Here is a 22,941-nt window from a genome sequence, read left to right on the forward strand (position 1 = left end):
AAAAAAAAATCGTGAACTTCAACAATTCACGATTTTCTTTTTTTTATACCCAAGCTTTTGGATTTCTTAAGATTTCTTCTAACTCTTCTTCTTTAGAACCAGCCTCTGGATGATAATCATATCTCCATTGAACTTTTGGCGGTAAACTCATCAAAATACTTTCGATTCTTCCGTTTGTTTTTAGTCCGAAAAGCGTTCCTCTGTCATGTACTAAATTAAATTCTACATAACGTCCTCTACGGATTTCCTGCCAATCTCTTTGTTCTTGCGTATATTCTAAATCTTTTCTTTTTTCAACAATTGGAGCATAACACTCTAAGAAAGAATTTCCGATTCCTGTTACAAAATCAAATCTATCTTGTAAAGAAAACTCTTCTGTTGCTTTTAAATAATCAAAGAATAATCCTCCAACTCCTCTTGCTTCATTTCTGTGTGTATTCCAGAAATAATCATCACAAGCTTTCTTATATTTTGGATAAAAATCTTCATGATGCTTATCACAAGCTGTTTTACAAACTTGATGAAAGTGTTTCGCATCTTCTTCAAAAACATAATATGGAGTCAAATCTTGTCCTCCTCCAAACCAACAATCTTTTACATCTCCATTTTCATCATACATTTCGAAATAACGCCAATTTGCATGTACAGTCGGAACCATTGGATTTTTTGGGTGAATAACTAAAGAAAGTCCACAAGCAAAAAATTTCGCTTGAGAAACACCAAAATTCTTACGTAAAGCTTCCGGCAATTCTCCATGAACATAAGAAATATTCACTCCTCCTTTTTCGAAAACTTCTCCATTTTCGATAACACGAGTTCTTCCTCCTCCACCTTCAGGACGATCCCAAAGATCTTGTTGAAAAGTAGCAACTCCATCTAAAGATTCAATTTTTGCACAAATTTGATCTTGTAAATTATGTATATATTCAAGAAATTTTTCTTTCAAACCTTTCGTATTTTAATTTTCGGAAACAAAGATACAATTTGATTAGTTAGTAAAAACATATTCTAAGATGTTTGCACCCATTTTCAACGCTTTTGTTCTTGTTTCTTCATCGTCATTATGAATTTCTTTATCCTCCCAACCATCACTTAAATCTGATTCGTAATCATAAAAACAAACCAATCTTCCATCAATAAATAAACCGAAACCTTGTGGCTTTTTCTTATCGTGCTCATGGATTTTTGGAACTCCTTTCGAAAAATCAAATGTTTGGTGATAAATTGGATGATTGTATGGAATTTCCTGAAATTCGGCATCTGGAAATAGTCTTTTCATTTCTCGACGAATATATTTATCCATTCCATAATTATCTGAAATATGTAAAAAACCTCCTGATTTCAGATAATTTCGTAGATTCTCCAAAGCATTTTCAGAAAATATCACGTTTCCATGCCCTGTCATAAATACAATTGGATAATTAAAAATCTCTACATTATCTGCTGCAACAGTCGTTGGTGTTTTTTCTATTTTGGTTGAAATATATTGATTGGAAAATTGAATCAAATTCGGCAATGCTGTCGGATTTGCATACCAATCTCCTCCTCCTTCATATTTTAAAATTGCAACTTCCTGCGCATTTAAAACCATAGAATTAAATAATACAAAAAGAAAAAAGCTAAAGGTTTTTAAATTCATAGTTCTAGATTTTATTTTGTAAAACTAACTAATATTTTATTATTTGTTTAAAATTCTAAAACAAAAAAAATCCTGTTCAACAACTGAACAGGATTTTTTTATAAAAAGAAAAATAAAATTATCTTCTTCTTTCTTTAATTCTTGCTTTTTTACCAGTAAGATCTCTAAAGTAGAAGATACGAGCTCTACGTACTTTACCTCTTTTGTTAACTTCGATTTTCTCGATAGCTGGTAAGTTTACTGGGAAGATACGCTCTACTCCAACAGTTCCTGACATTTTACGGATTGTAAAAGTTTCAGTTAATCCTGTTCCTCTTCTTTGGATTACAACTCCTCTAAAGAACTGAGTACGAGTTTTAGCACCCTCTACAATTTTGTAATACACAGTTACAGTATCTCCTGCTGCAAACTCTGGTAATTCGTTTTTTGTAACAAATTCGTCTTGTACAAACTTTACTAAAGATTCCATTTTATATCTTTTATATATGGTTTAATAAAAATCAACATACACGGTTTTCGTCAGAGGTTAATTTTGAGTTGGCAAATTTATAAAAAAACTATATAAATTCACACACCTACCTGTTAAATATTTTCATTTAATAATTCTTTAATATTTATTCTCATTTTCAAAGCTTTACTATTTTATTTTTTTTGATTCAAAAAGTAGTTTTTTCTAAAATAAATTTAAGTTTTGGTTTAAAAATTCTAAGTCTTCTATAATTTAATGTAAAAATTAGTCTTCTTCCTCGATAGAATCTACAATAATTTGTTGAATTTTCGTACGAATATTTTCTTTTACTAAACCTCTATTTTTAGCATTCGGATAAATTCTATTCGACAAAAACACATAAACCAATTCTGTCTGCGGATCTGCCCAAACATAAGTTCCTGTAAAACCACTATGTCCAAAACTTGACTCTGAAACACAACCACAAGTAACCGAAATAGACGAATCTAACTGTGGTTTATCAAATCCAACTCCTTTTCTCACACCATTTTTTTCAAAATAACGATGATTAAATTTGTGAAATGTTTCTGGCAAAATATATTGTTTTCCTCCATAATAACCTTCCTGAAGATACATCTGCATAATTTTCGCAATATCATTCGCATTTGCAAAAATTCCCGCATGTCCTCCTACTCCACCTTGCATTGCTGCTCCCATATCATGAACATAACCATGCACTAAAGTATTTCTATAATAATCATCAATTTCTGTTGGAACAATTTCTGCTTTTTTCAAACCAGCCTGAATTGGATTATAAGTAGTTCTGTAAGCTCCCAAAGATTTGTAAAATCGTTTTTTAGTCAAATAATCCAAATCTTTTCTATAAGTATCTTCAATGTATTTTTTAAACAAAAAATAAGGCAAATCGCTGTATTTATATCCAACTTTTTTTCGCTGGTCTGCTTCAATTACTCTAGCATAAATAGAGTCTTTATAATCATTTCTCATATAAAGATTTGGAGCAACTTTTACATTATAATTTCCTTTGCTATAAATTCGATAATATTTAGAATCTGGTTTTTTCGTTTTTTTATCTAAAGTGTTTACATAAAAAGGAATCCAAGCTTTCAATCTACCATAGTGCGAAAGAACTTCTTTCACCGTTAAAGTATCTTTGTTAGATTCTTTAAGAAAAGGCATAAAAGTTCCCAATTCACTATCTAGTTCAAACTTCCCTTCTTCTTCCATTTGCATCACAATAGGAAGTGTTGCAAGAATTTTTGTCAAAGAAGCTACATCAAAAACATCTGTATTTTTAATTTTTTGTTTCTTATCCGCAGTCTGATATCCGAAACTTTTTTCATAAATAACACTTCCATTTTTTGCAACTAGAACTTGCATTGCCGGAGCCATTTTTTCTTCTAAAACAATTGCTGCAATCGAATCAATTTTCATCAAATGTTCTGAATTCATCCCAACAGTTTCTGGCAAAGAATACGAAAGTCTTTCTAATTTCTTTGTTTGAATTCCTGTACCAACAGGAAAATCAGATAAAATAGAAACTGGCAATTTCCCTTTTGCTTCTAGAGCTCCAAAAATTATTTGAGCAGAAACGCTTTGTGCCATTTCACTATTTTGATAAGAAACTAAAATACTTTCAATATTTCCAAACATTTTTAAATCCAACAAACTATAAGGACTTGTAAAAACATCTAGAATAACTTTCTTTTTTCTTGAAATTTCTTGTACCCAAACTATTTCAGAATTTTTGAATTTATAACTTTTCCAAGGATGCGCATTTGATTTATGAAAACCTAAAATCACTACATCATAAGGTTTCAATTTATCCAACACAACATCTATTGTTTTTCCATCAATCACATCTACTTTTGCATATTTCTGAAGTGTTTTTACAAAAATTTTATTTTCTGCATCTCCAAGTTTTACATAAGCAATTTTGGTAGTATCTAAATTTTGAATCGGAATTAAATCTTCTTTATTTTGAATCACAGTCATTGCATCTTCAATCAATTCTCTGTGTAAAATTACATTTTCTTTTGTGTGTAAATCTTCGATCAGATTTTCTTCTTTAATTGGCTCAAAATGTTCTAAACCTGCCCAATATTTTGCTTCTAAAATTTTACGAACAGAATAATCTAAACGTTCTTCTGTCAATGTACCTTTTTCGATAGCTTCTTTAAAAGTTTTTATAGCATTTGGAATATCTTGAGGAAACAAAAGAATATCATTTCCTGCCATAAAAGCATCAAAATCCAATCTTCCTTTTTCAGAAAAATCAGCTGCTCCTTTCATATTCAAAGCATCTGTAATGATTAATCCTTGAAATCCCATTTTTGTTTTCAGATAATCTGTAACAACTTCTGGACTTAATGAAGTTGGAATATTTGGATTTAATTGCATGCTTGGAACACTTAAATGTGCGACCATCACACTTGCAACATCATGATTAAATAATTGGTAATATGGATATAATTCTTCCGAATCAATTCTTTCTTTATCAAACAAAACACTTGGTAAAGTTTTGTGCGAATCTGTAGAAGTATCTCCATGTCCTGGGAAATGTTTTGCACAGGCTAAAACGTGTTCACTCTGCATTCCTTCTGTAAAAGCAATTGCTTTTTGTGCAACATTAAATTTATTTTCACCAAAAGAACGATTTCCAATAATTGGATTATTCGGATTAGTATTAATATCAACCACAGGAGCAAAATTCATTGTAATTCCAACACGTTTACAATGTATTCCAACTTGCTCTCCAAATTTACGAATCAGAGAAGTGTCTTGTATGGCTCCAAGAGTCATGTTCCAAGGAAATTTATACGTATTATTCAAACGCATGTTCAATCCCCATTCTCCGTCAAAACCAATTAATAAAGGAACATTTGCAATTTTTTGATATTCATTTGTAAGTTTTACTTGTCGAACTGGTTCTCCTTTCATAAAAATCAGTCCTCCAATTTTATATTTTTTAATGGTTTCTTTCAACTTTTTTTCTTCCTTCACATCTCCAGTAGAATATGCAGGAACCATAAAAAGTTGTCCGATTTTTTCTTCCACAGTAAATTTTTGTAAAACACTATCTACCCACTTTTGTTGCTTTTCAGAATCTTTCGTAATCAAAGGATTATTTTGCTGAGAAAAAGCATTCGCAATAAAAAAGATAAACAACAATAATGACAGTATTTTTTTCATAAGTGATTGGGTATAAATAATTAAAGCTTAATTTGATTTAGTGTGATTGTTTCGAACTAGAAATTTATTTATTTTTTGGAATAAATTATTTAAAATTTTTCATAAAACTGCATTCGACAGCTTTCGAATTTTTAGCCTAATATACTTATTAAATATAGAAAAGACAAGGCATATACACACCTTGTCTTTCACAATTTTTTCAAATAAATTTATTCTACGAAAAAAGAATAAGAACCTAATTAAGATACTTTTGCAGGAATAAATCGCTGATGCCAGCTCTTAGAAGCTTCTACTTCCCATTCTGTTTCAAAAGCTTGTTTTGTCTGCACCATGTTGTTAAACACAATTGTTTCTGCAGTTATTTTTCCTTCTTTCGCATAATTTTGGAAATCTGCTAAAGAAAGAATATTAATATTTTCTCCAACTTTAAAAGTGATATTCATTTTGTTCATCAAATCTACTTGGAAAGCTTGCTCTATTTGTTTGATGGCATTTACAGATGAATCAATCGAACATCCTGAAACATTATTGAAACTTTCATCTACAGCCAATACGATAAATTGGTTGTATTTAATCGTATAACTTCCTTTCAAATCATCTCCATGACGAACCCATTGAGATACAAATTGCTCTAATTTTGCACCAATTTCAGAAACCTCAGCTTCTGTAAACTCTCTATTTGCTTGGTAAATCCAGACTCTTGATACATCTGGCATTTCATTAAAATCTACAAACATATTCTTTCTTCTTTTTAACTTAATTTGTTATTCAAAGCTCTTAATTTGATCGCTGTCAAAATTTTCTTTGTGTAAAGTGGGAAATCTGATTTTTGAATCCAAGAATAATATCCTTGATCTTTTTGTAAAACTTCCTCTACTTTTTGTCCTTTATATTTCCCGAAAGTAAACATTTCGTCTCCATCTTTATCAAAAACGATAAATCCTGCGAAATCTGCTCTTTCACTGTGCGTTGAAAATTTATTTAAAAACTTAACGTCATTTTCTAAATCTTCGTATTTATCAAGTTGTGCTTTTAATATTTCGTACGTTGCTAAAGTATCTGCTTCTGCTGAATGTGCATTTTCTAAAGTTTTATCACAATAGAATTGGTAAGCAGCACTTAAGGTTCTTTGTTCTTTTTTATGATAAATAACCTGAACATCTACAGCAACTCTGTTTTTCATGTCAAAATCCACATCCGAACGCAACATTTCTTCTGCCAAAAGTGGAATATCAAAACGATTTGAATTAAAACCAGCTAAATCACAATCTTTAATCATTGCCTGCACTTGTGGAGCTAATTCTTTAAAAGTTGGCTCATTTGCTACTTTTTCATTTGTAATTCCGTGAATTTCTGTGGACTCTTTCGGAATTTTCATTTCTGGATTTACCAACCAAGTTTTACTTTCTTTATTTCCATTAGGAAAAATTTTTAAAATAGAAATCTCAACAATTCTATCTTTTGCAATATTAATTCCTGTTGTTTCTAAATCAAAAAATATGATTGGTCTATGTAGTTTCAGTTCCATAAGTATTTTCTAGTTTTTCAAACGTAAAAGTACAATAATTAGAATAATTCTTAGTAAAAGTTTAATGGAATCTTTCGAGAGAATTCGTTAATTTTAAATAAGGTGAAATGCCATTTTTTTAACAGCTATTTTCAAAAAAGATAAATTATGAATCGATTTTACCCACTTTTTATTTTGCTTTCTTGTTTATTTTTAATGCAATGTGATACAAAAGAAAAAAAATCAAGCCTTCCGAAAGTACATCATACAAAGCATAAAAAGATTATCGATGCGAAATTGATGATGACTTTTGCTGCAATCGCAGATGAAATGAACGAACACGAGCATGATGAAAAAAACACTATTGAAGGTTATTTGAAAAGAAAAGATCTTGAAACCAAAGGTCAATGGGAAATGGTTTGGGTAGCTCGAAATTATGAAAATAGTATTTCTGCATTTATAGCGAAACTAAAAGAAGATAATTCGAAATATGTAATCGCTTTTTCTGGAACGGATTTGTACAATATTTTCGAAGATTCTAAAATTTTAGAATTGAAAGATGTGGAACCACTTTTTGAAACTATGCCAGACGAAAAAGTATCAAAAGGTTCTAAAAAACTTTATGAAATTTTGTTTAAACTTAGATATCAAAAGAAAACTATTTTTGAAGTCATAGATCATGCTCGAAAAGAAAATCCAGATGCTAATTTTTATTTCTGCGGACATAGTTTAGGTTCTACTTTGGCTGTTTATTATAGTTATTTTGTAAAACTACGTTGCATCAAAAATCACATGAAAATAAAAATGCATCTTTGGGCTTTTGCAAATCCTAGTTTTTATAATCGAGAGTTTGTAAATCAGTTTTTAAAAACCAATTTTGACAAACATTTTTATTCTATTAAAAACGATCAAGTACACATGAATTATTTCTGGAATATGGAAAATCTCTACAAAATTCCGTATCCGATGAGTGATAAACTAAAAGAAAAAATTAAAAAATTCGGAGAAGATTTTGCAAAAAAGCTACCAACAGAAGAAGATAAATATGTTTCTTTTCCTTCTATAAAAATTGAAAATAAAATTCCAGTTCATGAGCGAATTCAAGAGAAGAAATTGAAAACAAAAATTGACTTCATTAAATGGGAGGTTTTTAACCATAATCGAAATCATTATTTGTACAGTTTAGGAGGAAAATGTGTTCCGAAAGATTACAATGCTCCTGAAGGAAATTATTGTCATGTAAAATAATTTTTAGGATATTCTTAAAACAAAAGGATTACAATTGTTTGTAATTTTAATAGAATCACTAACATTTTGTTTATGAAATCTATTAATTACAGCCTCATAATTGGTTTATTCTTTTCACTTCTCAGTTGTGATGATTCAACAACAGAAGATCAAACCATGGATATTTCTAGTACAGAATCGTTGACAAAACCACAAGAAGAAGAACGAGATGAAGATTTAGCAGATTTAGAATCTTTACAAGTACAAACCATTGATACGAAACTGATGATGACATTTGCTGCTATTGGAGATTTTATAAACCAGCATCCTTTTAGCGAAGAAAAAGCTGTAAAAACTTATTTGGAAAGAACCGATATCGAAACTAAAAACCAATGGAGTTTTAAATGGTTTGCAACAAATCGACTTCATGGAATTTCGGCATATTTCACCCAAAATAAAACAGACAAAAAAATCTATACACTTACTTTTGCAGGAACCGATTTGACCAATATTTTTGAAGTTGCTGATATTTTCAAATTAGATGAAACTTTAGCTTTTTCTGAAGATCATCCAGATTTACATATTTCAAAGGGAGCAAAAGAACTTTTTGAAATTGCGATGACTCTTTCAGATCAAGGTTATTCGGTTGAAGATTATATTCAAAATATTTACTTAAATAATCCTGATGCAAAAATTTACATTGCAAGTCATAGTCTTGGAACTACATTTTCTGTTTTGTTTTCTGCAACAGTTTACGAGCAATTTCAAGCAAATAATCAAAATATTGATATGGAAGTTTGGCTTTTTGGACATCCAACTTTTTACTCGCAGAGTTTTGTCAATTATTATTTAAACCTGCCTTTTAAAAAGAATTTCTACTCTCTCGAAAACGATCAAGTTCACACACGATTTTTCTGGAATTTTGAAGAACTTTACAATATTCCTTATCCTATAACGGAGCATTTAAAATCAGAGTTGATTCACCTGGGAGAAGAATTACATTCTGAATCTGTAATTGGTTTAAATCAATATAGTCCGCTTCCAGCAACACTTGTTACAAATGAAGCTCCACTAAATAGTTTTATCAAAGAGTCTACTTTAAAGAACATTCTTGAATATTTAGAATTCGTAGAATATAATCATAATCGAAATCATTATTTACACACTTTCGGAGGAAACTGCGTTCCTGAAAATTATAATGCTCCAAATGGAAATCATTGTAAAAATTAATCAAAACTAGAACATCAAAAACTTAAAATTATGAAAGCAAAATACTACTATCTTTTTATTTTATTTTTTGTCATTTTTCAAAGTTGTAATAATGATGACACAACAGATTTGAACGGACTATACACAGATGATACTAAAGGAAATTTAGGTTCTGGAAATATTGATCAAGATATTCGCCTTATGATGACTTTTGCAGCAGTTGGAGATGTTTTAAATGATCATAAATTTAATGAAAGAAAAGCGCTAGAAGCATATTTGAAAAGAACAGATTTGGAAATAAATAATAATTGGGAATTAAAATGGTTTGGAACCAATTTCATTTATAGTATTTCTGCTTATGTGGTGCAAAGTAAAAATAATCCTGACCAATATGTTGTAGGATTTACGGGTACAAAACTTCTAAACCTTTTTGAAGTAACAACAATTCTCGACTTAGATGAAGTTGTTCCTTTTTTTGAGGATAATCCGAATGCGAAAGTATCAAAAGGTTCTAAGAAAATATTCAAAATTGCAATGAAGCTTAAAGATGGAGATAAGACAATGTATGATTTTATCGAAAATATTGTAGATCAAAATCCAGATGCAAATTTCACTTTTACTGGACATAGTTTAGGTTCTGCTTTTTCGGTTTACACTACAGCTTTTGTTTTTGATCAATTGAAAAAAGAAGGAAAAACAGTAGATATTGATATTTGGGGGTTTGGTCAACCAACTTTTTATAATCAAGCTTTTGTAGATGAATATTTAGATCTTCCTTTTGAAAAAAACTTTTATTCTCTTGAAAATGATATCGCACACACAAAATTATTCTGGAATTTAGATAAACTCTATGACATTCCTTATCCTATTTCTGAAAATTTAAAAGCTTCTTTGATTGATTTGGGAGAAGGATTTTCTAAAAACTTCCCTACAGGTGAAGATGCTTATGTTGCTTTTCCTACAATTTATGTAAAAAATACTTTTCCAATTCATAAAAGTGTAAGTCATACTATTTTGAAAAACTATATTGATTATTTTCAATATGCAGCTTATAATCACGATAGAAATCATTATTTGTATAGTTTTGGGGCGAATTGTGTTCCGAAAGATTATAATGCTTCAAGTGGAAATCATTGTGATGATTAGATTTTTGACTGGATTTTTTTTCTATTTTTAAACAAAAAAATGAACCAACATAAAAACGAAACAGAAGAATTATATCTTAAGAAAATAAATCAAGTTTTTGAATTTATAGATTCCAATTTAGAAGAAAATCTAACGTTAGAAGAAATAGCAAAAGTTTCTAATTTTTCGCCTTATCATTTTCATCGTATTTTTAAATTTATCACTAAAGAAACTTTAAATCAATATATAACTAGAAAAAGAATTGAAAAATCGGCTTCGCTTCTACTTCATCAAAAAGATAAATCAATCACTGCTATTTTTCTTGAATTAGGTTTTGAAAACAACACAACTTTTACCCGAACTTTTAAAAAGTTTTATCAAATAAATCCAACAGAGTTTCGAAAGGGAAATCAACATAAATTTCATAAAATAAAACAACAAATTAGCAAGAATGGTAAAGTTTATCCTTCAACAGAAGAATACATTTGTATCCTAAATAACTTAAAAAAATGGTTCGATATGAATGCAAAAATTGAAGTAAAAAACATCCAAAAAATGCATCTTGCTTATGTTACAATTATTGGTGAAGAAAATATTTCAGTAGCTTATCAAAAATTAATTCATTGGGCAAAAGAAGAAAATCTTTTTTCTGATAAAAGTAAAATGTTGACAATCTATCATGATAGTTTTAAAATTACAAAACCCAAACAAGTTCGAATGAGTGCTTGTATGATTTTGGAAAAAGAAATTGCAGAACAAAAAATGGTAGATCAAACAATTTTAGAAGAACAAAAATGCATTGTTGGAAGTTTTGAAATTCATCCTCAAGAATTTGAAAAAGCTTGGACAAGTCTGTTTATTTGGATGAATGAAAATAATTATAAAAAAGCAGATAAAAATCCTTTTGAAATTTATCATAACAATTTTGAAGAACACCTAGAAAAGAAATGTATTGTAGATTTTCATATTCCGATTCAATAATCTAATTAATCTTTATCACGACTTAATTGTGATAAAGATTTTTTAAACAGCTAAATCTTCTTTTTTGTGTCTTTGCTCTTCATCTTCTCTCCTTTTCAAAAATGCGAAACCAAAAGTCAAAACTCCCACACGACCAATAAACATTAATAAAATCATCATCAATTTTCCAGCTGTTGAAAGTCCACTAGTAATTCCTGTAGAAAGTCCAACCGTTCCAAGAGCAGAAGCCGTTTCAAAAAGTAAATCTTGAAGATTAAATTTTTCTGTATAAGTCAATAAAAATGTAAAGAGGAAAATTAAACTAGTATAAAGTATAAAAATCGAAGTTGCAACATAAAGCCTTTCAAAAGGAATTTTTCGCCAAAAAAGAGTAATTGTTTCTTGACCAAAAAGTCGACTTTTTAAAATAGCAACCATCGCAAAAAGAGTTGTGATTTTTAACCCTCCTGCGGTTCCAGAAGGCGAAGCACCAATGTACATTAACATTGTAATTAAAAGTAATATTGGCATAGAAAGTTGTCCAATCGGAACAGTATTAAATCCTACTGTTGTCATCGCAGACATCGCTTGAAAAAAAGCAATTAACAATCCATCTTTATTTTTAATTTCCATTCCTGATTCACTAAAATATATCATTATCGTTCCAAAAAATAATAATCCTAAAAAACCTAGAAGTATTAATTTAGAAGTATATGTTATTTTTTTTGTTCTTCTTGAAATCAAAAACCAAAGATCTGTAACTACTATAAAACCTAATGAACCTGCAATAGAAAGAAAAGCAATAATTCCATTAAAAATATAATTTCCTTGAAAACCAATAAAACTATCTTTTGTTAAGCTAAAACCTGCTGTACAAAAAGCAGAAATACTATGAAAAATACTATACCAAATCGCTTTTAAAACATCCATCCCTTCTGCTTTGAAACAAAAATAAAGAACTATAGAGCCGATGACTTCCATAGAAACCGTAAAATAAAAAGCACTAATCAGAAAATCTTTAATTTTCATTGATTTAGGAGTTGTAAACTCTGCATTCATGATTTTTGCGTGCCAATTTGTAATTTTCCTAGAAGTCAGAAGTAAAACATATGTTGTCAGAGTCATGTAACCAATTCCTCCAATTTGAATCATAATTAAAATCCAAATCTGCCCAATTAAAGTATAAGATTCTAAAATATTTACTGTTGCTAGACCAGTAGTAGAAACAGCAGAGGAAGCCGTAAAAAGATTGTCAATTACTGAAATATCTGTTTTTTGAAGAAAAGGAATTGAGATTATTAAAAAACCGATAAGTGTATACACAAAAAAACCCCAAACTAAATTGACTTGAGGAGATTTTTTGACACGAATTTTTTTATAGTTTTTTACTAATCTTGAAAATAATGAAGACTTCATATCCTTTTTGTTTTAACTAGTCATCTTTTGATAGAGGTTTGAAGTTCCCCAGTGTTCTTTTATCTTACCATCTTCTACTTTAAAAATATTAAATGAATCATAAGTTATTTCTTCGTTGAAAGCTGGAACACCAAACAAAGCATTTCCATCATGAATTCCTTGTCCTTCAAAACGCAAACAAATTCGCTCATCATCTCCAAAAAGATCTTTTATTTTAATCTGAAAATCTGAAAAAGCATGATGAATTTTTTCAATATAAGATTGCATTTCCACAACGGTGTTTACATCCTCCACTCCAAGACAAGTTCCATGACTTACACAATCGGTAGAAATTATTTGCGTAAGTTTATGACGCCCTTCCGAATTTTCTATACATTCGATAAAGTCTTCTACTAATTTTATACTTTTCTTATTTAACATAACAGAATATTTTTGGCAACTCTTCTAAAGTTAATGAGTTTTTCATATTAAAAGAAGAAAATTAACCTTTCTGAAAGTTTTTTTAATAAAATTTAAAACTTAACAAACTCATATTTAAGTAATAAAAAAAACGAATTAAAAAAAACACCATTTTTCCACAAAAAAGACTTGCAGAATGGAAAAATGTTTCTATATTTGCAACCGCAATCAGGAAATGATTGCACTCGGAGAAATGGCAGAGTGGTCGAATGCGGTGGTCTTGAAAACCATTGACTGTAACAGGTCCGGGGGTTCGAATCCCTCTTTCTCCGCGACCAGGAAGAATGGCAGAGTGGTCGAATGCGGTGGTCTTGAAAACCATTGACTGTAACAGGTCCGGGGGTTCGAATCCCTCTTCTTCCGCTGAAAGCTCGTAATTTTACGAGCTTTTTTTATGTGATATTGTTTACAATATTTCCACATTTTATTAGTTTTCATAATTCAATAAAGGCTTTCTTTCCAGAAAGCCTTTTTCTTTTTAAAAAGAAAAGGGATTGTATAAAAAATTATACAATCCCTTTTTTAATATATTTTAAAATCTATTTCCTTTTTAGCTTAAAGATTTCTCTAAAGAAGCTTTTACGAAAGCTACAAATAAAGGATGTGGATTTAATACTGTACTTTTATATTCTGGGTGATATTGCACTCCAACAAACCATGGATGATCTTCTATTTCTACAATTTCTACTAAATCTGTATCTGGATTTTTTCCTGTAGCAATCATTCCTGCATTTTCGATTTGCTCTAAGTATTCATTGTTGAATTCATAACGATGTCTATGACGTTCATCGATTATTTCTTCTTTATAAACCTCTCTAACCTTAGAACCATCTTTTAAAGCACATTTCCATGCTCCTAAACGCATTGTTCCTCCTTTGTGAGTAATAGTTTTTTGCTCCTCCATAATATTAATTACTGGATGTGGAGTTTTTCTATTCATCTCTGTAGAGTTTGCTTTTTCTAAACCTAAAACATTTCTTGAATATTCAATTACTGCCATCTGCATTCCTAAACAAATTCCTAAAAATGGAATCTTTTGCTCTCTAGCATACTGCACAGCTGCAATCTTACCTTCAATACCTCTTTCACCAAAACCTGGCGCAACTAAAATACCGTCTAATCCTTTAAGTTTTTCAGCAGCATTTTCTTCTGTAAACTCTTCAGAGTGTAACCAATTTACATTTACCTTAGTTTCATTTGTTGCTCCTGCATGAATTAAAGCTTCTGTGATTGATTTATAAGAATCGTGTAACTCAACATATTTCCCAATTAATCCAATTTCAATTTTAGATTTTGGGTTTTTATGTTTTGTTAAGAACTGATTCCATTCTGTAAGTAATGGATTATCTTTTGAAGTTAAATTTAAATTCTTAAGCACTACATTATCCAAACCTTCTTGTAACATTAAATTTGGAACATCATAAATCGTTTCTGCATCTAAAGAAGAGATAATTGCTTCTTCTTCTACATTACAGAATAATGCTAATTTTCCTTTAATGCTTTCAGATAATTTGTGTTCAGAACGACAAACTAAAACATCAGGGCTTACACCACTTTGCATCAACATCTTTACAGAATGCTGTGTAGGTTTTGTTTTTAATTCTCCCGCAGCTGCTAAATAAGGAACTAAAGTAAGGTGGATCACAACAGAGTTGTTTTTCCCTAAATCCCAACGTAATTGACGTACAGCCTCCACGTATGGTAAAGATTCAATATCTCCAATTGTTCCTCCAATTTCAGTAATCACAATATCATACTCCCCAGTATTACCAAGAATTTGTATTCTATTCTTGATCTCATCTGTAATATGAGGAATAACCTGAACTGTTTTTCCAAGGAATTCTCCTTTTCTTTCTTTTTCGATTACTGATTGGTAAATTCTTCCCGTAGTAACATTATTTGCTTGTGAAGTTGGGATGTTTAAATATCTCTCGTAATGTCCCAAATCCAAGTCTGTTTCAGCTCCATCATCCGTTACGAAACACTCTCCGTGCTCATAAGGATTTAAAGTTCCTGGATCAATATTAATGTATGGGTCTAGTTTTTGAATTGTTACAGAATATCCTCTTTCTTGCAACAATTTGGCCAATGATGCGGCAATAATACCTTTTCCAAGAGATGAAGTTACACCTCCTGTAACAAAAACGTATTTAGTATTTTTCATGGTTGTGTTAGGTTTTGCCAAAAGTACAAACTCTATTTAAGTTGACAAACTATTATTCTCAACTATTAAATATTTCTTTCTATAAAAATACATATTTATTTCATAAATATCTGTAAATCAGTTGCTTAAAAAAATATTTTATCGTAATATGCGAAAAATTTAAAAAGCTTATAATCAAGCTGTAAAATAATTGTCAAATATTAAAATTTATGTAAAATGGAAAAAAAAGTCGTATTAAAAGTATTAATTTTTTATGTTTTATTTTTTTCGTCCTGTACAAACGATAAAATAGATGAAAGTCTCATTGACCCTATAAGATTAACAGAGGAAATTGAAATTACAGAAATAAATGAAAAATTAGAACTACACACCTTATCCGTTATCTCCAATTGGATGACAAGACCACAAGACAGAGCCGATACACAAATGTATTTTGATAACATACATCTAGATACAAAAGGGAACTGGCAAATTGTTTGGTATGCAAATCAGACTAAAACAGAAAATAAAGTTGGAGGAATTTTATCTAAACATCGTATAAATAAAAACACATTTAATTTTTCTCCAAGTACTAAAACTTTATCTGAATTTAAGAGTTATGGTAATTTCTTGGGAGTTAATGTTGCTAGTGGTGCTGAAAAATGTGCTTCAGAAATATTAAACCTTAAAGCTAGAAATTATACCACAAATGAATTGGTTGATTTTGTTTCATATTTAGAAAGTTATGTTGAAAAAGATCCTGTTAAAAATCTTCCTATTAAAATTTATGTTTCTGGAGAAAGTGAATCAGGAGGAATTTCGCTTTTAATTTCTACCTATATCTATGAAGCTTTACAAGAAAAGCTTTCTGACGTAAAATTATTACCAAATGACATTCGAGTAAAGTGTTTTACATTCAATGCTCCAAGTTATATTAGTAGTGATTTCGCTTCATATTTTAATTCATTACCAAAAAAAGCAGACAACCAAGATGCTTTTGCAACGATAGATTATCAAGGAATTCATAGTAAAAAAGATCCTATATCATTTCTATTTCCTCAAAATGTTTTTGAAGGAATAAATGCTATTGATTATCCGATGAGTGAAGAATTAAAAGAAGAGTTAAATAGTATTTATTATGAAATTTTTCAAAAATGTGAAGAAAATGGCGTTTCCTATGTTTCCATTTCTGAAAACATTGAAGGAAAACATGATTTCATCGAACTGAATCTTCAAAATAAATTAAGTTTTGATGTTCCTGAAGTCTTAAATTCTTTAAAAGATTTTAAAGCTTATGCTTATTGGCAACATAATTTCAGAAACACAACTCTTAACAACCAAGGAACTTGTATCCCAATAAATCCACAAGTTTTTGAAAATTGTCCAGAAGAAGAAGATATAATTATTCCAATTAAAAACTTATTTGTAGAATCCTACTATAATGTTCTAATCTCAGAATAAAATCAGAATTAGAATTCGCCCCCGCAACTTCTCTTCTACAAAATCATTCCCAATCCGAAAAGAATCGAAAATAAAAAAGTACTCAATGCTAACTTTTTCAATTCAGGATCAAAATCTTCAGGTTTCTCTGTTCGAATAGCTTTTATCAAATGCATCAAAATAGGAACGAAAGCAACAATATAGATAAATTGCTTATAAGACCTAAAATCTATAAAAGAATAAGCTAAAGCACATATTACAGCTCCTAAAATAAGAAAAGTGTGATATTTTACTGCTTTCTTAGAACCTATTTTTACAACAAGCGTATTTTTATTAGATTTTCTATCCGAATTAATATCTCGCATATTGTTCAAATTCAATACTCCTGAACTTAATAATCCCACTGAAATTGCTGGTAAAAATATTTTCCAATCTAAAATTTGAGTAAAAAGAAAATAAGTACCACAAACACTAAGAAGACCAAAGAAAATAAAAACAAAAACATCTCCTAAACCGCTGTAACCGTATGCATTTTTTCCCATTGTATATTTCATTGCAGCAACAATACTTGCAATAATCAATACAATAAAAATTAAAGTAAATAGAAAGTTTTCTCTTCCAAATGCGGTATAAATCAATGCTAAACCTAAAATTGCTGAAATAACAGAAGTTACAATAATTGCATTCAGCATTTGCTTTGGACTAATTGCACCTGATTGTAGAGCTCTCTCAGGCCCGATTCTTTCATCATTATCTGTTCCTTTTACACCATCACCATAGTCATTTGCAAAATTAGAAAGTACTTGGAAACCTATAGTAGTAAATAATGCAAGAATAACTATTCTTGCATTAGTATAACCGTTTGCTGCAGCTATAAAGCTACCCAATATAATTCCTGACACAGACAATGGCAAAGTGCGCAATCTTGCTGCACTTACCCAGTCTTTAAATGTAGCCATTTTAATATTTTTCTTCTTCTCCGCTTAGTGCTAACGCTTCTCTTACATCAATTTCTTTTCCGTAAGATTGCGTAATCACAAAACAGTCTTTAAATCCTAATTTAATTAAATCTTGTTTAAGCATATAAACCTCTTCATAAGTTGGAAAGTTTCCAATAGAATACTTATTAATTCCACTAATATTCTTCTCAGCTAAATTCGTAAAGTTTTCTGAAATTAACTCAATATTAAAATCTTCATATGCTCCTAATTGTACACTATAAACAACTTCTTGATCTTCAAAAGAAGTTCCAGAATCATCAGTAGACTCAGGTTGTTCCATCTGATTTGCTAAAAGATTGTTGTACTTATGACGTAAACCTTGATATGTTTTAAGTGTATCTGCGTTAATTGTATCTAAATTTCTTTCATTAAGGTAATTTTCTAAAGCCTCATTATTATTTGGAGAGAAAGAAAAGAAAACAACAACAGTGGCTAATAAACCTACAATTGCAACTCCTAAAAGGAATGTTCGTTGCTTTTTATACTTTTCAAGATCTGAATCTTTACTTTCAATAGTTTCATTTAGTATTCTAACCTTAGCAGCCTCATCTTTAAGTCTAACTAATTCGTTTTGTTCTAAATATGGCATAATTATAAATTAAGGGTTAAATAAGCTTTCACGGCTAAATCTAACTTTTTTACAAATAGTATGCAAAAAAATCTTAATATTTTATATACTTTTTAATGTCGTTATAAAATTATAATTCTTCGGCGTTTGCGATTAACTCTGCAATATCTAACACCTCAATTTCATTTTCTTGTTCTTTTACCTTCACTCCGTCTGTCATCATTGTATTACAGAACGGACAACCTGTAGCAATAATTTCTGGTTTTACTTCTAAAGCATCTTCTGTTCTTTCAATATTGATGTCTTTATTTCCTTTTTCTGGCTCTTTAAACATTTGAGCTCCACCAGCACCACAACATAATCCATTTATTCTACAACGCTTCATTTCTACTAATTCAACTTCTAATTTTTGAATTAAATCTCTTGGCGCTTCATAAACTTCGTTTGCTCTTCCTAAATAACAAGGGTCATGGAAAGTAATACGTTTTCCTTTGTAACTTCCACCTTCAATTGTCATCTTCCCTTCATCTAAAAGAGTTTTTAAGAATTGTGTATGGTGCATTACTTCGTAATTTCCTCCTAATCCTGGGTATTCATTTTTAATTGTGTTAAAACAGTGAGGACAAGCTGTTACGATTTTCTTCACTTCATATGCATTCATGATTTCGATATTCGTCATGGCTTGCATTTGAAATACAAATTCATTTCCAGCTCTTTTTGCTGGATCTCCAGTACAACTTTCTTCCGTTCCTAAAACCGCAAATTCTACATTTGCTTTATTTAATATTTTTACAAAAGCTTTTGTTATCTTTTTTGCTCTATCATCAAAACTTCCTGCACATCCAACCCAAAATAAAACTTCCGGTTGTTTTCCTTGGGCCATCATTTCGGCCATTGTTGGTACATTCATTGTCTGTGTATTTTTTGGTGTATTTTGTAAAAGGGAAGAATTTTAGAAATTCATTCCCTTTGTAAATTCGAATATTATTTTTAATTAAATCTTGACTTTAAGGAGTATTAATCCTCATCTTTCCAATTCAAACGATCCATTTGATTGTACTGCCAAGGTGCTCCATTATTTTCTACATTTGTCATCATCAAGTTCAACTCTTGCGGTGCAGCAGATTGTTCCATTACTAAATACTGACGCATTTCCATAATAATAGAAAGAGGATCAATATTTACAGGACATTCTTCCACACAAGCATTACAACTTGTACAAGCCCAAAGTTCTTCTGGAGTAATATAATCGTTTAGAAGTTGTTTTCCATCATCTTGGAAACTTCCATTTTTATCAATGTTTTTTCCAATCTCTTCCATTCTATCACGAGTTTTCATCATGATAGCTCTTGGAGATAATTCTTTACCTGTTTGGTTTGCTGGACAAACTGAAGTACAACGTCCACATTCTGTACAAGTATAAGCATTCATTAAAGAAACCCAACTTAAATCTGTAGCATCACTTGCTCCAAATTTCTCTGGTTCACCTTCTTCTTCTGTTGGTTCAGCAGGAGCTGCAAACGGATCTGCACTTGGATCCATCATCATTTCCACCTCTTTCTTTACAGTTTCATTGTTTTTAAATTTCCCTTTTGGCTCTAAATTCGCATAATACGTATTTGGGAAAGCTAATAAAATGTGTAAGTGTTTTGAGAAATATAAATAATTTAAGAAGAATAAAATACCAGCAATGTGTAACCACCAAGTAACTCTCTCAATAATGTGAAGTGTATCAGGATTTGAAGGTAAAATATCTGCAATAAATCTACTGATTGGATTTCCTGCATGCATTTCCTGGAAATGAACATCTGATGCGTTCATTGTAAGAAATAAAACCATTAAAACTGTTTCGATATAAAGAATTAAGTTTCCATCTTCTTTTGGCCAACCTTTCATTTCTTTATTCCAGAAACGTTTTAGTTTTACAACATTTCTTCTAATCCAAAAAATAGTAACCGAAACAATTACTAAAAGTGCTAAAATCTCGAAACTTCCAATTAAAAATGAATAAAATCCTCCTAAAAATGAAAGTATTCTGTGCGTACCAAATAATCCATCAACTACTATTTCTAGTACCTCAATATTGATAATAATAAAACCAACATATACAATGATATGTAAAATTCCTGCTATTGGTCTTCTCACCATTTTTGATTGCCCTAAAGCAATATTAATCATGTTCTTCCAACGAAGATTTGAATTATCAGACCTATCTAGTGGTTTTCCTAATTTTATATTTCGTATTAACTTCTTTACATTTCGTGTAAAGTATCCTATTCCTACCACTAAAAGAATAGCAAAAAGAATATTTGGTATGTATTGCATTTGTTTTTGGTTTGTTAATTGTTTGAGGTAACTATTTTATCTCGTGTTTTGTTGTTTTTGTTTAGTTAAAATTTTAAAATTACTCATTCGGATTTGCTGGTGGCGAATATGGTTTTTCTTTTCTTCCGAAAACCGAAATATTCACATAACGCTTAGGATGTAATTTGATATCCTGAATTAATTGTTCTAATTGTCTTGAAGCATTCTTTAGATTCACATATAAAGTGTCGTTCTTCATTAATTTACCTAAAGTTCCTTCACCATTTTGAACTCCTACCATTAAATCATCTAAATTGGTCATCGCACTGTTAAGTTTATTAAGTGTATTCCCAAGATTTGCATTAGAAATTGTATCCGAAATCTTTTCAAAATTTGCAGTAATTTCTGTGATATTATTTAAGGTTTTATCAATATCTCCTCCTTTTTTAGTAAATCCTTCTAAGTTGTGAGAAATTTTCTTGAAATTATAAACTGTTCCATTTAAATCTTTGATTGCTTCTTTTAGTAAAACTCTTGATTGTGTATTCAGCACATCATTTAATCCTACCATAAGCGAATCTGTACTTGTAAGTACTACAGAAAGTTTTTCTTGAAGTGGCTCTAATTTTTCTGCAACTGTCGTCAAAATATCTGGCTCCACTATTCCTGGAAGATAATCTCCAGACTCTGCAGTTGTTCCGTCAAATTTTGGCATAATTTTAATAATTTGACCACCTGCTAATCCAGCACTTGCAATAACTGCTTCACTCTCTTTTGAGAAAGTAATGTCATTTTCTAATGAAAAAGCAACGATAATCTGTCCTTTTTCTGCAGTATCTGGATCAAAATATATTTTACTTACTTTACCAACCTGTAATCCGTTCATTCTTACAACACTTGCTGTATTCAACCCATGAACATTATCATATTTGGCATAAAAAGTTCTTAAACTTCCATCGAATAAATTATGTCCTTTCAAATAGTTATATCCCCATATAAAAAGGGCTATAACTACTAGAAATGTAATTCCTGTTTTTAATTCTCTAGTTAGTTTCAAAATAGCATTATTTTAGTTAAAGCAATATTACTAATATTTTTCGGATTTCCTTATTTATTTTTTTATTCAAATAATTCATCCAAACTTATCTTATCTCCATTCTTGAAAGCTACAATATAGGCAGTCTTAAAACCTTTATTCTTAGCTAATTTCAATTTCTCATTCACTTGTTTATAGCTATTCGTTTCTCCGTAATAATATCTAAATATTTTTCCAATTTGTACTCTTTGAACTCCTTTTAGTCCTTTAAAATTCCTAGAATAAGTCTTAATTTTATTTCTACTAGAAGCAATTTGAACTTTATAAATCACTCCTTCTATAATATCTGGTCTTTCTTTTTTCGTTTGTTTTACTTCTTTTTTCTCTTCTTTTTTAGGCTTTTTCTCCTCAACTTTCTCTTGCTCTGCAACAGTGTTTAATTCTAAAATTTTCACATAATCTAAAATCGCATTTGCAATAGAGTTCGAAATTTCATTTTGACCTTTTTCTGAAATTAAATAATCACATTCTTTTTTATTGGTCAAAAAACCTGCTTCAATCAAAATACTCGGCATATATGTTTGGTGTAAAACAATCAACCCTAATTGTTTTACTCCTCTATTCTTTCTTTTTAATTTATCGGTAAAATTATTTTGTACCAAACTTGCAATCGTTAAACTTTTATCCAGATTTTCTTCTTGAATTAAAGTTAAACCTAAAAAAGACTCAGGAGAATCTAAATCAAAACCTTCATAGTTTTCTTTATAATTTTCCTCTAATAAAATTACGGAATTTTCTTTTTTCGCAACTTCTAAATTTTTCTGATTCGCATTTACCCCTAAAACATAAGTCTCCGTTCCATGTGCTGCTGAAGTGTGCGCATTCAAATGTATGGAAACAAAAAGATCTGCTTCTGCCTTATTTGCAATGCTTCCTCGCTCCCACAAATCCACAAAAACATCTTTTTGTCTCGTATAAATAACTTTGATATTTTTTTTCTTTGTTAAAATTTCACCAACTTTTTTTGTTATTTTTAACGCTACATCTTTTTCCTTATACTTTTTAAAAGCTACTTTTCCAGGATCTTTTCCTCCATGACCAGCATCTAAAACAATTTTATATTGTTTTTGCTGAGCGTTCATTTTGGTGTTTAATAGTAGTATATTACAGATAATCAAAACATAAAGCACTGGTTTTAATAGTCTATAATTTTTAATAATTAGTTGTGATTTCATCAATATATTTT

The 22,941-nt window shown here is 30.0% G+C and carries 20 protein-coding genes and 2 tRNA genes; 7 read left to right on the plus strand and 15 right to left on the minus strand.

Annotation, left to right across the window (positions count from 1 at the left end):
- Positions 1-43 precede the first annotated feature (43 nt).
- The 6 genes from hemF to I0K12_RS00995 all read right to left on the minus strand — a co-directional run bounded on the left by hemF (position 44) and on the right by I0K12_RS00995 (position 6,828).
- A complete protein-coding gene (gene hemF / locus I0K12_RS00970; protein ID WP_196885029.1) occupies positions 44-946 on the minus strand; it encodes an oxygen-dependent coproporphyrinogen oxidase in 903 nt (300 codons plus the stop codon).
- Between the two features lie 42 nt (positions 947-988).
- Positions 989-1,639 carry a DUF4159 domain-containing protein gene (locus I0K12_RS00975; protein ID WP_196885030.1) on the minus strand — a complete coding sequence of 217 codons (651 nt, stop codon included), beginning with the start codon at positions 1,637-1,639 and terminating at the stop codon, positions 989-991.
- 118 nt (positions 1,640-1,757) lie between these two features.
- The gene (gene rplS, locus I0K12_RS00980; RefSeq protein ID WP_196885031.1) at positions 1,758-2,108 is read right to left on the minus strand and encodes a 50S ribosomal protein L19; all 351 of its coding nucleotides are present in this window, start codon (positions 2,106-2,108) and stop codon (positions 1,758-1,760) included.
- 264 nt (positions 2,109-2,372) lie between these two features.
- Positions 2,373-5,300, minus strand: coding sequence for a glycoside hydrolase family 3 N-terminal domain-containing protein (locus tag I0K12_RS00985; RefSeq protein ID WP_196885032.1), 2,928 nt, complete (start codon positions 5,298-5,300; stop codon positions 2,373-2,375).
- Positions 5,301-5,539: 239 nt separating this feature from the next.
- Positions 5,540-6,037 carry an ABC transporter ATPase gene (locus I0K12_RS00990; RefSeq protein ID WP_196885033.1) on the minus strand — a complete coding sequence of 166 codons (498 nt, stop codon included), beginning with the start codon at positions 6,035-6,037 and terminating at the stop codon, positions 5,540-5,542.
- 14 nt (positions 6,038-6,051) lie between these two features.
- A complete protein-coding gene (locus I0K12_RS00995; RefSeq protein WP_196885034.1) occupies positions 6,052-6,828 on the minus strand; it encodes a 3'-5' exonuclease in 777 nt (258 codons plus the stop codon).
- A gap of 147 nt (positions 6,829-6,975) precedes the next feature.
- Here I0K12_RS00995 and I0K12_RS01000 point away from each other — a divergent pair, with 147 nt between their 5' ends.
- The 4 genes from I0K12_RS01000 to I0K12_RS01015 all read left to right on the plus strand — a co-directional run bounded on the left by I0K12_RS01000 (position 6,976) and on the right by I0K12_RS01015 (position 11,349).
- Positions 6,976-8,055: a lipase family protein gene (locus I0K12_RS01000; RefSeq protein WP_196885035.1), complete on the plus strand. Its 1,080-nt coding sequence runs from the start codon at positions 6,976-6,978 to the stop codon at positions 8,053-8,055.
- 72 nt (positions 8,056-8,127) lie between these two features.
- Positions 8,128-9,264 carry a lipase family protein gene (locus tag I0K12_RS01005; protein WP_196885036.1) on the plus strand — a complete coding sequence of 379 codons (1,137 nt, stop codon included), beginning with the start codon at positions 8,128-8,130 and terminating at the stop codon, positions 9,262-9,264.
- A gap of 30 nt (positions 9,265-9,294) precedes the next feature.
- A complete protein-coding gene (locus I0K12_RS01010) occupies positions 9,295-10,389 on the plus strand; it encodes a lipase family protein (RefSeq protein WP_196885037.1) in 1,095 nt (364 codons plus the stop codon).
- Between the two features lie 39 nt (positions 10,390-10,428).
- Entirely contained in the window at positions 10,429-11,349 is a 921-nt protein-coding gene (locus I0K12_RS01015) for a GyrI-like domain-containing protein (protein WP_196885038.1), read from the plus strand.
- Positions 11,350-11,391: 42 nt separating this feature from the next.
- Here I0K12_RS01015 and I0K12_RS01020 read toward each other — a convergent pair whose 3' ends face one another.
- Both I0K12_RS01020 and I0K12_RS01025 read right to left on the minus strand, forming a co-directional pair.
- Entirely contained in the window at positions 11,392-12,744 is a 1,353-nt protein-coding gene (locus I0K12_RS01020) for a TrkH family potassium uptake protein (RefSeq protein WP_196885039.1), read from the minus strand.
- A 12-nt stretch (positions 12,745-12,756) separates the two neighbouring features.
- On the minus strand, positions 12,757-13,164 hold the full coding sequence (locus I0K12_RS01025; RefSeq protein WP_196885040.1) for an ester cyclase: 408 nt from the start codon (positions 13,162-13,164) through the stop codon (positions 12,757-12,759).
- A gap of 226 nt (positions 13,165-13,390) precedes the next feature.
- Between I0K12_RS01025 and I0K12_RS01030 the strand changes: the two genes are divergently transcribed.
- Positions 13,391-13,475 (plus strand) — tRNA-Ser (locus I0K12_RS01030).
- Positions 13,476-13,481: 6 nt separating this feature from the next.
- Positions 13,482-13,566 (plus strand) — tRNA-Ser (locus I0K12_RS01035).
- Between the two features lie 187 nt (positions 13,567-13,753).
- Here the strand turns inward: I0K12_RS01035 and I0K12_RS01040 are convergent.
- Complete coding sequence (locus tag I0K12_RS01040; RefSeq protein ID WP_196885041.1) at positions 13,754-15,367, minus strand: CTP synthase; 1,614 nt, start codon at positions 15,365-15,367, stop codon at positions 13,754-13,756.
- A 216-nt stretch (positions 15,368-15,583) separates the two neighbouring features.
- Here I0K12_RS01040 and I0K12_RS01045 point away from each other — a divergent pair, with 216 nt between their 5' ends.
- Positions 15,584-16,807: a hypothetical protein gene (locus I0K12_RS01045; protein ID WP_196885042.1), complete on the plus strand. Its 1,224-nt coding sequence runs from the start codon at positions 15,584-15,586 to the stop codon at positions 16,805-16,807.
- Positions 16,808-16,842: 35 nt separating this feature from the next.
- Here I0K12_RS01045 and I0K12_RS01050 read toward each other — a convergent pair whose 3' ends face one another.
- The 6 genes from I0K12_RS01050 to I0K12_RS01075 all read right to left on the minus strand — a co-directional run bounded on the left by I0K12_RS01050 (position 16,843) and on the right by I0K12_RS01075 (position 22,930).
- Entirely contained in the window at positions 16,843-17,745 is a 903-nt protein-coding gene (locus I0K12_RS01050) for a 1,4-dihydroxy-2-naphthoate polyprenyltransferase (RefSeq protein WP_196885043.1), read from the minus strand.
- A 1-nt stretch (position 17,746) separates the two neighbouring features.
- Positions 17,747-18,376 carry an SPOR domain-containing protein gene (locus I0K12_RS01055; protein WP_196885044.1) on the minus strand — a complete coding sequence of 210 codons (630 nt, stop codon included), beginning with the start codon at positions 18,374-18,376 and terminating at the stop codon, positions 17,747-17,749.
- 109 nt (positions 18,377-18,485) lie between these two features.
- The gene (locus I0K12_RS01060; RefSeq protein WP_196885045.1) at positions 18,486-19,265 is read right to left on the minus strand and encodes a (Fe-S)-binding protein; all 780 of its coding nucleotides are present in this window, start codon (positions 19,263-19,265) and stop codon (positions 18,486-18,488) included.
- 107 nt (positions 19,266-19,372) lie between these two features.
- Positions 19,373-20,680: a (Fe-S)-binding protein gene (locus I0K12_RS01065; RefSeq protein WP_196885046.1), complete on the minus strand. Its 1,308-nt coding sequence runs from the start codon at positions 20,678-20,680 to the stop codon at positions 19,373-19,375.
- A gap of 79 nt (positions 20,681-20,759) precedes the next feature.
- Entirely contained in the window at positions 20,760-21,716 is a 957-nt protein-coding gene (locus I0K12_RS01070; protein ID WP_196885047.1) for an MlaD family protein, read from the minus strand.
- Positions 21,717-21,778: 62 nt separating this feature from the next.
- On the minus strand, positions 21,779-22,930 hold the full coding sequence (locus I0K12_RS01075) for an N-acetylmuramoyl-L-alanine amidase (protein WP_196885048.1): 1,152 nt from the start codon (positions 22,928-22,930) through the stop codon (positions 21,779-21,781).
- Positions 22,931-22,941: the final 11 nt, after the last annotated feature.

It is taken from the genome of Aureivirga sp. CE67, from assembly GCF_015767245.1.
Classification (GTDB): domain Bacteria; phylum Bacteroidota; class Bacteroidia; order Flavobacteriales; family Flavobacteriaceae; genus Aureivirga.

Excerpts from the sequence above, each read along its gene's own strand:
- I0K12_RS00975 (WP_196885030.1), bottom strand. The coding sequence starts at position 1,639 with ATGAATTTAAAAACCTTTAGCTTTTTTCTTTTTGTATTATTTAATTCT.
- rplS (WP_196885031.1), bottom strand. The coding sequence starts at position 2,108 with ATGGAATCTTTAGTAAAGTTTGTACAAGACGAATTTGTTACAAAAAAC.
- I0K12_RS00985 (WP_196885032.1), bottom strand. The coding sequence starts at position 5,300 with ATGAAAAAAATACTGTCATTATTGTTGTTTATCTTTTTTATTGCGAAT.
- I0K12_RS00990 (WP_196885033.1), bottom strand. The coding sequence starts at position 6,037 with ATGTTTGTAGATTTTAATGAAATGCCAGATGTATCAAGAGTCTGGATT.
- I0K12_RS00995 (WP_196885034.1), bottom strand. The coding sequence starts at position 6,828 with ATGGAACTGAAACTACATAGACCAATCATATTTTTTGATTTAGAAACA.
- I0K12_RS01000 (WP_196885035.1), top strand. The coding sequence starts at position 6,976 with ATGAATCGATTTTACCCACTTTTTATTTTGCTTTCTTGTTTATTTTTA.
- I0K12_RS01005 (WP_196885036.1), top strand. The coding sequence starts at position 8,128 with ATGAAATCTATTAATTACAGCCTCATAATTGGTTTATTCTTTTCACTT.
- I0K12_RS01010 (WP_196885037.1), top strand. The coding sequence starts at position 9,295 with ATGAAAGCAAAATACTACTATCTTTTTATTTTATTTTTTGTCATTTTT.
- I0K12_RS01015 (WP_196885038.1), top strand. The coding sequence starts at position 10,429 with ATGAACCAACATAAAAACGAAACAGAAGAATTATATCTTAAGAAAATA.
- I0K12_RS01020 (WP_196885039.1), bottom strand. The coding sequence starts at position 12,744 with ATGAAGTCTTCATTATTTTCAAGATTAGTAAAAAACTATAAAAAAATT.
- I0K12_RS01025 (WP_196885040.1), bottom strand. The coding sequence starts at position 13,164 with ATGTTAAATAAGAAAAGTATAAAATTAGTAGAAGACTTTATCGAATGT.
- I0K12_RS01040 (WP_196885041.1), bottom strand. The coding sequence starts at position 15,367 with ATGAAAAATACTAAATACGTTTTTGTTACAGGAGGTGTAACTTCATCT.
- I0K12_RS01045 (WP_196885042.1), top strand. The coding sequence starts at position 15,584 with ATGGAAAAAAAAGTCGTATTAAAAGTATTAATTTTTTATGTTTTATTT.
- I0K12_RS01050 (WP_196885043.1), bottom strand. The coding sequence starts at position 17,745 with ATGGCTACATTTAAAGACTGGGTAAGTGCAGCAAGATTGCGCACTTTG.
- I0K12_RS01055 (WP_196885044.1), bottom strand. The coding sequence starts at position 18,376 with ATGCCATATTTAGAACAAAACGAATTAGTTAGACTTAAAGATGAGGCT.
- I0K12_RS01060 (WP_196885045.1), bottom strand. The coding sequence starts at position 19,265 with ATGAATGTACCAACAATGGCCGAAATGATGGCCCAAGGAAAACAACCG.
- I0K12_RS01065 (WP_196885046.1), bottom strand. The coding sequence starts at position 20,680 with ATGCAATACATACCAAATATTCTTTTTGCTATTCTTTTAGTGGTAGGA.
- I0K12_RS01075 (WP_196885048.1), bottom strand. The coding sequence starts at position 22,930 with ATGAAATCACAACTAATTATTAAAAATTATAGACTATTAAAACCAGTG.